The sequence below is a fragment of the Xanthomonas sp. 3075 genome (assembly GCF_014197275.1).
GTDB lineage: Bacteria > Pseudomonadota > Gammaproteobacteria > Xanthomonadales > Xanthomonadaceae > Xanthomonas > Xanthomonas campestris_B.
In genome coordinates this window covers 35,662-47,673 of record NZ_JACIFI010000013.1, presented here as the reverse complement: position 1 = coordinate 47,673, position 12,012 = coordinate 35,662, and the positions used below count along the sequence as shown (strand labels likewise).

General features: G+C 65.5%; 11 protein-coding genes and 1 tRNA gene. 5 read left to right on the top strand and 7 right to left on the bottom strand.

Annotated features, from left to right (window positions below):
* Positions 1-80: 80 nt before the first annotated feature.
* Positions 81-338 carry a hypothetical protein gene (locus tag GGR62_RS13390; RefSeq protein ID WP_184408369.1) on the bottom strand — a complete coding sequence of 86 codons (258 nt, stop codon included), beginning with the start codon at positions 336-338 and terminating at the stop codon, positions 81-83.
* 439 nt (positions 339-777) lie between these two features.
* Positions 778-853 (bottom strand) — tRNA-Phe (locus GGR62_RS13385).
* A 179-nt stretch (positions 854-1,032) separates the two neighbouring features.
* On the opposite strand from GGR62_RS13385, the gene GGR62_RS13380 reads away from it, so the two are divergent.
* The 5 genes from GGR62_RS13380 (at position 1,033) to dxs (ending at position 7,073) form a co-directional block, all read left to right on the top strand.
* The gene (locus GGR62_RS13380) at positions 1,033-1,569 is read left to right on the top strand and encodes a lipocalin family protein (RefSeq protein ID WP_184408368.1); all 537 of its coding nucleotides are present in this window, start codon (positions 1,033-1,035) and stop codon (positions 1,567-1,569) included.
* Between the two features lie 108 nt (positions 1,570-1,677).
* Positions 1,678-2,154, top strand: a complete 477-nt coding sequence (locus GGR62_RS13375; RefSeq protein ID WP_184408367.1) for an LEA type 2 family protein — start codon at positions 1,678-1,680, stop codon at positions 2,152-2,154.
* 37 nt (positions 2,155-2,191) lie between these two features.
* Positions 2,192-3,985 (top strand): acyl-CoA dehydrogenase C-terminal domain-containing protein, encoded by a 1,794-nt coding sequence (locus GGR62_RS13370; protein WP_184408366.1) that lies wholly within the window; start codon positions 2,192-2,194, stop codon positions 3,983-3,985.
* Positions 3,986-4,176: 191 nt separating this feature from the next.
* Positions 4,177-4,842 carry an HNH endonuclease gene (locus GGR62_RS13365; RefSeq protein WP_184408365.1) on the top strand — a complete coding sequence of 222 codons (666 nt, stop codon included), beginning with the start codon at positions 4,177-4,179 and terminating at the stop codon, positions 4,840-4,842.
* A gap of 314 nt (positions 4,843-5,156) precedes the next feature.
* Positions 5,157-7,073 carry a 1-deoxy-D-xylulose-5-phosphate synthase gene (dxs, locus tag GGR62_RS13360; protein ID WP_184408454.1) on the top strand — a complete coding sequence of 639 codons (1,917 nt, stop codon included), beginning with the start codon at positions 5,157-5,159 and terminating at the stop codon, positions 7,071-7,073.
* Positions 7,074-7,225: 152 nt separating this feature from the next.
* Here dxs and GGR62_RS13355 read toward each other — a convergent pair whose 3' ends face one another.
* The 5 genes from GGR62_RS13355 to GGR62_RS13335 are packed head-to-tail and all read right to left on the bottom strand — an operon-like array spanning position 7,226 to position 12,007.
* The gene (locus GGR62_RS13355; protein ID WP_184408364.1) at positions 7,226-8,482 is read right to left on the bottom strand and encodes a glycosyltransferase; all 1,257 of its coding nucleotides are present in this window, start codon (positions 8,480-8,482) and stop codon (positions 7,226-7,228) included.
* Entirely contained in the window at positions 8,472-9,080 is a 609-nt protein-coding gene (locus tag GGR62_RS13350) for a hypothetical protein (protein WP_184408363.1), read from the bottom strand. Before GGR62_RS13350 ends, GGR62_RS13355 begins: the two co-directional genes overlap by 11 nt.
* Positions 9,058-10,212: a glycosyltransferase gene (locus tag GGR62_RS13345; RefSeq protein WP_184408362.1), complete on the bottom strand. Its 1,155-nt coding sequence runs from the start codon at positions 10,210-10,212 to the stop codon at positions 9,058-9,060. Before GGR62_RS13345 ends, GGR62_RS13350 begins: the two co-directional genes overlap by 23 nt.
* Positions 10,203-11,162: an NAD(P)-dependent oxidoreductase gene (locus GGR62_RS13340; protein WP_184408361.1), complete on the bottom strand. Its 960-nt coding sequence runs from the start codon at positions 11,160-11,162 to the stop codon at positions 10,203-10,205. The genes GGR62_RS13345 and GGR62_RS13340 overlap by 10 nt, the downstream gene beginning before the upstream one ends.
* A complete protein-coding gene (locus GGR62_RS13335; protein WP_184408453.1) occupies positions 11,159-12,007 on the bottom strand; it encodes an MBL fold metallo-hydrolase in 849 nt (282 codons plus the stop codon). The genes GGR62_RS13340 and GGR62_RS13335 overlap by 4 nt, the downstream gene beginning before the upstream one ends.
* Positions 12,008-12,012 lie beyond the last annotated feature (5 nt).

Below are 12,012 nucleotides of genomic sequence, written 5' to 3'. Positions count from 1 at the left end.
CGCCCGACGATGCGCCGGCACGATCGCCAGGCGCGCGCCTTCGACACAGCTGCCAGCCTTCCCCTTACCGAGGCCGGCTCTCAGGGCCGGTATTCCTTTGGATCCAGGAATTCCGCCAGACAGGAGCCGACACGTAGCGCTTGCTCGCGTGCATCACCGCGATATTCGCCCTGCCCGGCACCTTCGATCGTTGCGATCGGGGAGGCGCGATCACGGTGATACACAAATGCGGTCGACAGCCACAGCGTCGCGCCAGGAGCCTGACTTTCCATCGTCTCCACGCGGAATTCGCCGCAATACCCGTGAATCAATGTGCGTCGAAGTGTCTTGTGCGTCATGCGCGCAAGTATCGCTGCAGGCGGTTGAAGACCACGTGGAAATACCGCGGGTTTCCAAAGCTGCCGCCGGCATTCAAACCACGGTCCTGCTTGCTGATCGCGCAAGCGGCGCAGCGTTGCCCGATCACGCGCAGAGCGCAGACGCGCGCAGCGACACCGCATCCGCAACACGGTGCAAAATCGACGCCATCGCATGGCGCTATACAGAGAGGCGGCGGATCCGGCGATAACCGGGAAGCCTTGCCAACGCAGGCCCGGCGGAGGGCGCCCGTATCAATCGGTGCTGCGAGACGCAACCTGTCGCCGTAGCACCTTGCAGTGGACGCAACGCAACTGCACATTCCTGCAACGGGTGCAAAAAACGGATCACATTCAAAACCGGGGGGTTAACTCGATCGCAGCACCAAGGGGAAAACACCTGCGCTGCAAGACTTTCAAATGGTGGCCGAGGACGGAATCGAACCGCCGACACGGGGATTTTCAATCCCCTGCTCTACCAACTGAGCTACTCGGCCACTGTCGCAACATGCTGCCTGCGTTGCGAGGACGCGCATCATAGCGAGCAGGCGCAGTTTGGGCAAGCGTTGCGACGAACTTTGTTGCGCGCCGACGCGGCAGCGGCGGATTCTTGCGCCGGTTCACGCCGCGCGGCGGGCGGCATGGCCTAGCCTGCGCGCGTCCCAAGGAGATTGTCATGTCCCTGCCCCGCCTGCTGTTGTCGTTCGTTGTCCTGCTGCCATTGGCCGCCTTTGCCCAACAGCCGGTGCGTGCGGTGCCGCACCTGGACATCTCCCGCTACGCAGGCCAGTGGCACGAGATCGCGCATTTGCCGGTGTCGTTCCAGAAGAAATGCCGCAGCGACATCACCGCCCGCTACACCTTGCGCGACGATGGCTTGATCGGCGTGCACAACGGCTGCCGCACCACCAAAGGCGCATTGACCCAGGCCGATGGCGTGGCGCGACCGGTCGATGGCCACCCCGGGCAGTTGCAGGTGCGCTTCGCCCCGGATTGGCTGAGCTGGTTGCCGCTGGTATGGGCAGACTATTGGGTGATCGCGCTCGACCCGGATTACCAATGGGCAGTGGTCGGTGAGCCGGATCGCCAGTACCTGTGGATCCTGTCGCGCTCGCCACAGATGCAACGCGCGCAGTTCGAGCAGCTCAAGGCCAAGGCCACCCAGATGGGATACGACCTGTCGCCACTGATCGTGGCCGCGCCGCTGCTGTGACCGCGCGACCTGATTGGCCCGCTGCAGCGGCCCGTCGCGCGCGGCAAGGCAGCGACCGTACTGCGTAGTATTCTGGGCGCCGCCTCATTCCGCCAAGGACTTCCGTACATGCGCCGTGCCTATCGCCTCCTGATCGTATCGCTGGCCTGCGGCCTGCTGCTGAGCGCCTGCGGCGGCGCGGTACGCCGCGTGTCCGAACCGGCTGCCAGCATCCAGCAGCTCACCGTGCGTGCCGACGGCTCGTGGTCGGTCGATCTGCGGCTGCAGAACTACAGCAGCATCCCGATGCAGTTCGAGCGCGTGGCGCTGGAAATGTCTGCAGGCGACCAGCTGGCGGGCAAGCTCGACCAGACCGTGGGCATCTCGATCGGCCCGGAAACCGCCGACGTGGTGACCCTCAGCGTGCAACCCACCTCGCTGGGACGCCTCACCATTGCCGACGTGCTCGCTGGTGGCCGCTCGCTGCCTTACACACTCAAGGGCACGGTGTGGGCGACGCCGCAGGACAAGAAACAGCGCGACTTCCCGGTCGAGTCGCACAACACGCTCAGCCCGGCCCCCGGCCTCAACGGCGTGCTGCGCTGACGCGCACGCCCTTCCGCACCCGTTTGAAGGACCCCGCATGAGCAGCTACACCGCCCCGCTGACCGATTTCCGTTTTGCCCTGCACGACGTGCTCGGCGCACACGCCTTGTTCGCGCGGCTTGGCTATCCCGACGCCAGCACCGACATCATCGACGCCGTGCTCGAAGAGGCCGCCCGCTTCACCTCGCAGGTGCTTGCGCCGCTCAACAGCATCGGCGATGAAATCGGCTGCGCGTTCGACAAGAGCACCCACGCGGTGACCACCCCGCCCGGCTTCCGTGCGGCCTACGACCAGTTCGTCGAAGGCGGCTGGAACGGGCTTACCGCCGAGCCACAATTCGGTGGTCAGGGCATGCCGCACACGCTGGGCGTGCCGTTGAGCGAAATGATCAACTCGGCCAACCTGGCCTGGGGCAACTTCCCGCTGCTCTCGCACGGCGCGATGGAAGCGCTGCGTCAGCACGGCGAGGCCTGGCAGCAGGAGGCGTTCCTCAAACCGCTGACCGACGGCCGCTGGACCGGCACCATGTGCCTGACCGAGCCGCATTGCGGCACCGACCTGGGCCTGCTCAAGACCCGCGCCGACCCCAACGCCGACGGCAGCTACGCCATCACCGGCACCAAGATCTTCATCACTGCCGGCGAACACGACCTCACCGACAACATCGTGCACCTGGTGCTGGCCAAATTGCCGGATGCGCCGGCCGGTGCCAAGGGCATCTCGCTGTTCGTCACCCCCAAGTTCAAGGTTGACCGCGACGGCAACGTCGGCGAGCGCAACGCGCTGCACTGCGGTTCGATCGAGCACAAGATGGGCATCAAGGGCTCGGTGACCTGCGTGATGAACTTCGACGGTGCGCAAGGCTATCTGGTCGGGCAGCCGCACAAGGGACTGCAGGCGATGTTTACGATGATGAATACCGCACGCCTGAGCGTGGGCCTGCAGGGCATCGGCCTATCCGAGCGCGCCTATCAAAATGCCCTGCGTTACAGCCGCGAGCGTCTGCAATCGCGCGCGCTCAGCGGCGCCAAGTTCCCCGATAAACCGGCCGACCCGCTCATCGTGCACCCGGACGTGCGCCGCATGCTGCTGACCATCAAGTCGCTGACCGAAGGCAGCCGCCTGCTGGCGCTGCATGCGGCCAGCCTGGTCGATGTGTCGCACCGTGGCGCCACCGAGCAGGAGCGCGCCGATGCCGAGACATTGGTAAGCTTTCTCACCCCGATTTCCAAGGCCTGCCAGACCGAGTGGTCGATCGAGAACACCTACCACGCACTGCAATGCTTCGGCGGCCACGGCTACATCCGCGAATACGGCATGGAGCAGCTGGCCCGCGATGCGCGCATCACCACCATCTACGAGGGCACCACCGGCATCCAGGCGCTGGATCTGATCGGCCGCAAGACCGCCGCCAGCCAGGCCGCCGGGTTGAAGCTGTTCCTGGCCGAGGTGGAAACCTTTGCCAATGCGCAGCAAGGCAACGCAGCGCTGGCCGAATTCATCAAGCCGCTGCGCGACAAGTGCAGCGAGTGGGCGATGCTGACCCGCGACGTGCTCGATCGCGCCACACGCAACCCGGACGAACTCGGCGCCGCCAGCTACGACTATCTGTTCTATTCGGGCTATGTAGTGCTGGCGTACTGGTGGGCGCGCAGCGTGGCCGCTGCCGAGACCTCCGCGCACGGCGAGGATTTCAAACGCGCCAAGCGCGAAACCGCGCGCTTCTACTTCGCCCGCGTGCTGCCGCGTACGCTGACCCATGCCGCCACCATTCGTAGCGGCGCGACGCCGTTGATGACACTGGAAGCGGAGCTGTTCGGCGACAGCTGAGCCATCTCGTGTTGATGTGTTTGCCGCATGCAGCACGAAGGCTGGCGCGGCAAGCACGTGCGGGGTGGCAGCGCTCATGCACGCGACGATCACCCTGGTGTGGCGCGGCGCGCCCCCCGCAACCCGCCCGAAGCGATGAGTCCAGCTGCGATACACAAACTGTCAATGATCGGGTATAAGCTGTTTTCCCGATGGAGACAGACACGCACGCAGGTGATGTGATCGTCCCGGGAGGCAGCTACGCCCCGGTCGCGGGCACCGCTGTCGCTGCGATCCAGCAACGTCCCGCACTGCGCCTGCTGTCGCTCGATGCGCATGGCCGGGTGCTGGACTGGATCAACTGGCAAGATGCCGCCTGCCTGTATGCCCGCGATGCGGTGTCCTGGACGCTGGGCGAGCCCTGCATGGAGATCCACGGTGGCATTTCGCGGCTGACCGGCGAGCGCAGCACGCTGGCGTTGCATCCCATCATCGCAGCGCGCGGGCATGCCCGTTCGCGTGCGCTGGACCCGACTCCGACCCTCAGCAACACCGCCCTGTTCGCGCGCGACTCGCAGTTGTGCATGTACTGCGGCCAGCACTTCAGCCGCCCGCACCTGACCCGCGACCACGTCATGCCGGTTTCCAAGGGCGGCCGCGACAGCTGGGAAAACGTGGTCACCGCTTGTTTCCAGTGCAATTCGCGCAAGGCCAACCGCACCCCGCAGCAGGCGTCGATGCCGTTGCTGGCGGTGCCATACCGGCCGAGCTGGATCGAGCATCTGATCCTGTCCAACCGCAACATCCTCTCCGACCAGATGGCGTTTCTGCGCGCGCAGCTGCCGAAGCGCTCCAAGCTGTCGTTATCAGCTGGCTGATCCGCCGCTGCCCATCACCGGTGATGGCGGTACGCAGGTCGTCCGTGGCAATACCTGGCTGACAACACGGCTCTGGCGACGTGCCATGTGTAATGCCAACCGCGCTCTGTGCCAGCGCCCGCATGGATCTCGCGCCTGCGGTTGCGCCCGGGTGCGGCAAATTGCCGCAGCCAACTGCCGGCATCGCACCTGCCCGCATCATCTTGCCTCTATTGACACCGGCGTGTCGTCACCGCCCGCTGACAGCTGAACCGGTTTGCTTGCCGGGCCTTCGCATGGGGAGGACAATGGAGTTTCAGAACAGTGACACGATGATGATCGACTCCACCCGCTATCCGCGCCTGTCCCGCATCCAGACCCCCGACGATCTGCGTCGCTTCGACGAGGCCGACCTCACGACGATCGCGGAAGAACTGCGCGCCTATCTCATCGAGTCGGTGGGCAAGAGCGGCGGGCACTTTGCGGCCGGCCTGGGCGTGATCGAACTCACCGTCGCCCTGCACTACCTGTATCAGACCCCGGTCGATCAGCTGGTATGGGATGTCGGTCATCAGACCTACCCGCACAAGATCCTCACCGGCCGGCGCGACCAGATCCACACGGTCAAGCAGAAAGACGGCGTGGCGCCGTTCCCCAAGCGCGAAGAGAGCATTTACGACACCTTCGGCGTCGGCCATTCGTCGACCTCGATCTCGGCCGCGCTCGGCATGGCGATCGCCGCGCAACGCAATGGCGACGACCGCAAGGTGGTGGCGGTGATCGGCGACGGCGCGATGACCGCCGGCATGGTCTACGAAGCACTCAACCATGCCGGCGGCATGGACCCGGAACCGAACCTGCTGGTGATCCTCAACGACAACCGCATGTCGATCTCCGAAGCGGTGGGCGGGCTGACCAAGATGCTGGGCCGCGCCAGCGGCAGCCGTACGCTCAACGCCATCCGCGAAGGCGGCAAGAAGATCCTTGGCGACAAGAAGAACAACCCCACTGCGCGCTTCGTGCGGCGCTGGGAAGAACACTGGAAAGGCATGTTCGTGCCCTCCACGCTGTTCGAGGAAATGGGCTTCCATTACACCGGCCCCATCGATGGTCACGACCTGCCCGGCCTGGTCGGCGCGCTCAAGACGCTGAAGACCCTCAAGGGTCCGCAGCTGCTGCACGTCATCACCACCAAGGGCAAGGGCTACGAGCTGGCCGAAGGCGACCAGATCGGCTACCACGCCGTCGGCCCGTTCGATCCGAGCAAGGGCCTGGTGGCCAAGACCGGCGCCAAGAAGCCGACCTATACCGACGTCTTCAGCGACTGGGTCTGCGACATGGCCGCCGCCGAGCCCAAGCTGCTGGTGATCACCCCGGCGATGCGCGAAGGCTCGGGCCTGGTGCGCTTCAGCAAGGACTATCCGCAACGCTATTTCGACGTGGCGATCGCCGAGCAGCATGCGGTGACGCTGGCCGCCGGCATGGCCACGCAGGGGGCCAAGCCGGTCGTGGCGATCTATTCCACCTTCCTGCAACGCGGCTACGACCAGCTGGTGCATGACGTGGCGGTGCAAAAACTCGACGTGCTGTTTGCGATCGATCGCGGCGGCGTGGTCGGTCCCGACGGCGCCACCCATGCCGGAAATCTCGATCTGAGCTTCCTGCGCTGCGTGCCGCACATGGTGGTGATGGCGCCGGCCGACGAAGCCGAGTGCCGGCAGATGCTGAGTACCGGCGTGCGTTACGAAGGCCCGGCCGCCGTGCGTTATCCGCGTGGCACCGGTCCTGGCGTTGCGCTCGACACCACGCTCGCCACCCTGCCGATCGGCAAGGCGCAGCTGCGCCACGGCGGCGCGCGCATTGCCCTGCTGGGCTTTGGCGCGAGCGTGGATGCGGCAGAAGCGGTCGGGCGCGAACTCGGCCTGACCGTGGTCAACATGCGCTTCGTCAAGCCACTCGACAAGACGATGCTGCTGGAACTGGCCAAGACCCACGAAGGCTTCGTCACCATCGAAGACAACGTGGTTGCCGGTGGTGCCGGCTCGGGCGTGGCGGAACTGCTCAACGCCGAAGCCGTCACCATGCCGATCCTGCACCTGGGCCTGCCCGATAGCTTCCAGCATCACGCCAGCCGCGAAGACCTGCTGGCCGAGGCCGGCATCGACCAAGCCGGCATCCGCGCCGCCGTGCTCAAGCGCTGGCCACAGCTGATGGCCCGCAAGGCGCCGTCGTTGAATGCCGCTGCAGGCTGAGGCCTGCGCTAGTCACGAACACAGCGATCACGATGCCGGGCCGATGTACCGGATCGTCCAGGATCGCCTGACTGTGCAATGCATGGCCCTGCATTGCACTGACGCAATTGGGCTGTTGCCCCGGGCAATCGCGCATCACGTGCGCAACCGCGTTACAACGGCGGCACTGCACCCGTCTGCGCAACTGCATCCACCAACCGCACAATGCGCGTCTGTGCAGCGATGGCATGCAACTCGGTCTGCAAGCGATGCACACCCGGTAACGTCCCGGTCGCGCCAAGCGCCTGCTGCAGCATCGCCGGCAGGCCGTCCAGATCGCGCAACCACCATGAGGCGCCGGCGCTCTGCAATCGCGCGGCATGGTCGAACTGATCGTAGTCCAGCGGATACACGATCGACGGCAGCCCGGCGGCCAGGCAGGCATACAGGATGCCGGCACCGCCGTGGTGAACCACCAGCGCGTAGCGATGCACGTGCTGCGCGTAATCCACGTACGGCAAACGCCGATAGTTGCCCTGGCCGGGACGTTGCGGCGCGGCGGTATCGCCATCGCTGAAGTGGAAGATCACCTCCGGGAACTGCGGTGCCACCGCACGCAGCATCTCGTCCATGCGCTGCTTGACCCATTGCAGGTGCGTGCCCAGCGTCACCAGCACATGCCGACGACCGGGAACGAAGTCCGGCGGCGCCACCGTCGATGGCGGCGTGCAAAGCTGCGGCCCGACAAAGCGCACTGCCGCCGGCCAACGTCGCGCAAACTCGAACGATGGCAACCCCAACGCCAGGATGCAGTGCGGCGAATACACGGCCTCGCTGCGATCGCTGCGATACAGCGCCGGCAATCCGCAGGCACGCATCCGAGACCGATAACAGGCATGCAAGCTGCGTTTGAAGCCACGGGTGAGCCGGCGCGCCAGTGCATGCCAGAGCCGCTGCCTCGCATGGGCGGCAGGAAGCAATCCCCCGAAGTAGGCGGGCGGCCCGTCGCTGGTCTCGATGACGCAAGGCGACGGCATGCTGGTCCACCAGGCAATTCCCATCGCCTGCGCGGCCAGTCCCGCGCTTGGCAGCGTGAAGTCGACGATCACCAGCTCTGGCCGTCTGTCGCGCCAGTGTGCTTTCAGCGTGTCGCCCAGCCGCGCCATCAGCCCAAGCGCGCTGTGCAATTGTCGGCGCAGCCGCAGCGGATTGTGGCCCACCGCATGCGGTGGGTTGGCGATGTCGAGCAACAGTCCATCGGCTTGCGCATCCAATACGCTGACCGCAACCAACCCGCATGCATGGATACGTGCGCGTGCTGACGGCGTGCTGATGACGCGCACATCGTGCTGCGGCGCCAGCTGCCGGGCGATCGCCAGGATCGGGTGCAGATGCCCGCTATAGGGCGGCGCGACCAGATCAATGCGCATGGACGCTTGCCTGCCCTGCCTGCTCGATCCCGGCGATAAAGCGCTTGCAGTCGGCGAGGACCGTTGCCTCGCGCAGATAGTCCATGTGACCGCAGGCCGGCGCCAGATCGACCGTGCCGGCGAACAGCGCGCGCGAAATCCAATCGGCGCGCCCTTGCACGAGACGCAACTGCCCGAACGATGCCGGCGCGCTGCACACCGGGCCATAGGCAAACACCGCCAGGCGTGCACGTATGGCTTGCGGCAACTGCAACGCGGTCAGCAACTGCAGGCCACAGCTGCCGGCCAGCAGCACCGTCAACGGCGCCCGCTCCAGCAATGTCGCCACGCGCGTGCGATCTGCATCTGCGACGCGTGCGGCGCGTGCAGCCAGGTACTGGCCCGCGTTGGACACACTCGCGCGCCACAGCGGTGTGCGCTGGTATGGCGCGTTATCGCAACGATACGGGTAATTGCCGTCGACCAGTTGACGGCCCGGCCCGCGCAACTGCTGCAGGAAAGCGTCTTGCTCCGCACTCAAGGCGCAGCATGCGGGATCGCTTTGCCCGGTCAGGAACGCGATCTGCATCGTCATCTCACTCGGCACGGAAGCACCCATTGGCTAGCACGCGGTAACGGCGTGTGCGCCAGCGAATCGTCCGCACCAAGGCAGCGTGCAACAGGTGCAACGGCTGCAGAAGTTCGGCGCATAGCGACAGGAGCGGACGATGACGAACCGCACCGCTGACACGCCATTGCACATGGCACAGCAGGAGCGCGCGCAGCAACAGCGTGATGAGCAAGCAGGTCACCGATGACAACGCCGGCTGCATGCAGACGCAGATCGCCAAGGCCGACAACAGCAACGGCGGCAATCCCTGCAACACACCGATGGCCAGACCAGTACCCATTGTCTGCCGACGCAGCAGGATCAATGCAAACAGCATCCAGCGATGCATCTGGCGGGCGTAGCTGGCCAGATCCGGCATCGCGGTGCGCATCGCCACCGGGGCGGTGGATTGGCACACCCGTCCGCCGCGTTCACGCACGAGCGTGGCGAAAGCCAGATCGTCGGTGAGCTGCTCCAGCAGTGGGGCAAACCCGCCCCACGCGCGCAATTGCTCGGTACGCACGGCATAACACATGCCATTGATGGTCAGCGGTGCGGCGAACGGCACCCAGCCCAGATACGTGAGCGCGGCATTGTTGTTGACGAACTGCGACAACAAACGGCCGGCCAGGGTGCTGCTGTCGCGGTAATACGGCAGCGCGGTGACCACATCGGCCTGGGTCAGATCCTGCAGCAGCCGCGCCAGCGCGTCATTGCTCAGATGCGCATCGTCGTCGAGGATCAAGCTGATCGGTGCATGCACCTGCGCAAGCGCGTCGTCGAGCTTCCACGCCTTGGGGTTGATGCCGGGCGGCGCAGGAGATACCTGCCTGCGTGTAATGCGCAAGTGCGGATGCAGCGCAACCAGGCCATCGGCAACCGCATTTCCCTCACCATCGTCTGCATCCAGCAACCAGATGAAGTGTGCGTGCGGCAGCGTCTGCAGGTTGGCGGCAAGCACCTGCTGCAGATGCGCATCGCCGCCAAGGATCGGCTGCAGGATCGCCACCTCGGCCTGTGTTGCAACGGGGTTGCCAGCTGGCCGCAAGCGCTCGCTGCGCATGACCCACAACGCCGCAGACGTCTTGACCAACAGCACCAGCAGATAGACCGCTGCCAGCGTCGGTGCGACTAGGCCCATTGCGCCGCCTGCCAACGCACGAACGCGTCCACGCCCGCTTCCAGGCCGACGCTGGGTTGGCCCAGATCGGCAAGCGTACGCCGTGGATCGAACGTCTTGGAATAGGCGAAGACACCAACGCCAAAGCGCGTTATCGGCGGCTCCCCCCGTAGCTGCAGCAGGCGGTAGACGCCCTCCACCATACTGGCCATGCGCAACGCGGTGCCGATACGCACGTCGCGCCGTGGCAGTGGCAACTCCAGACGTGCCAGTACATCCAGCAACAGGTGCTGCAGATCCACCGGCTGCGCATTGGTGAGGTTGTAGGCACGCTGCAGCTGCGTGGCCGTGGCCGCGCGGTAGAGGTAATCGCACAGCGCATCGATATAGATCAGATCGCCGATCACCGGCTGCGTCTGGCCGACAAAGCGCGGCAGCGCCCCCTTGCGCGCGGCGGCGATCACGCGCGGGAACAGCACCGTATCTCCCGGCCCGAATACCGCACGCGGACGCAATACGCAGGCTTCGCCCGGATAACCGTCAAGCAAGGTCTCCCCCAGGTATTTGGTACGCGCGTAGGTGTTGACGAAGTCCGGCCCGATCGGGCTGTCTTCGTTGAGGTCGTATTGATGCGCTTCGCGATAGAACACCGAACTCGACGACACATACAGCAGACGCGGGCAGCCATTGCGTTTGCAGAAATCGATGACGTTGGCGGTGGCCTGCACGTTGTGCAACTGGAACTGCGCGCGCGTGCCCCATGGCGAGGCCAGGGCTGCAGCGTGGATCACCACATCCGGACGCCAATCCAGCGAGAACGGTTGGCTCAGATCGATGCGGTGGTAATTGGGGAGATCGCTGGCGCGGCGCCCGATGCCGTGCATCTCCACACCCGGCCGGCCGTGGAAACGCCGCAGGAAGGAACCACCGACAAAACCGGACGCGCCGGTCACGAGAATGCGCAGCGTCATCGCCACTCCGGTTGATAACGGTCCAGACTGGGCTGGCAATGCGAGGGCAGGATTGCCAACTCCGGATGCGCCTGCGACAGCCCATGCAAGGCATGCACGGTCTGCCGAAATGCCGCCCAATCGTGCATCAGCAGGCGCGTGGGCCAGGCCGGCCACTGCAATGTGGCCCAGGTTGCCGACGACCACACCGCGTCGGCGCACAACAGCACCTCGCGGTCGTGCTGGTCGCGCAACCACAGTCCCATCTGCCCGGGCACGTGTCCGGGCAACGGCACCGCCAGGACGCTGCCGTCCTCGAACAGATCGTATGCCGCGCCCAGCCCCTGCCAGGCACCCGTCAGCGCGCGCAACGGTGCGTGCTCGGCAAACTGCAGGCGTCGATCGAAATCCGCCGGCAGCAGCTGCGGCAACAAGGCGCGGCGCAAGCCGCCGATGCGCGAACAACCACGCAGCTGCTGGTAGTCCGCACGCAGGCAGATGAAACGCGCGTTCGGCAGATCGCGCAGACCGCCGACATGGTCGGCATGGAAGTGCGAGATCAGGCACCAGGCGATGTCGTCGAGCGCGACCTCGCGCCTGGCCAATTGCGCCGCCAGGGTTTGGTGTGCGGGCAGGGTCACCGGCGTGGTCCAGCGATACAGTCGCTCCGGCCAGGGATCGGTGGCACGAAAAAAATGCGCGGCATAGCCGGTGTCGTACAGCAGCGCGCCGCGTTGCGGGTGCCGGATCAACACGCTCAATGCCGGGAATTCCACCGTGTGCCAGTGACCATCCGCACGCACCATGCGTTCGCAATGGCGACAGTGACCGATGCGCAGCAGTTCGAGCGAGACGCGCGTTGGCATCCGCA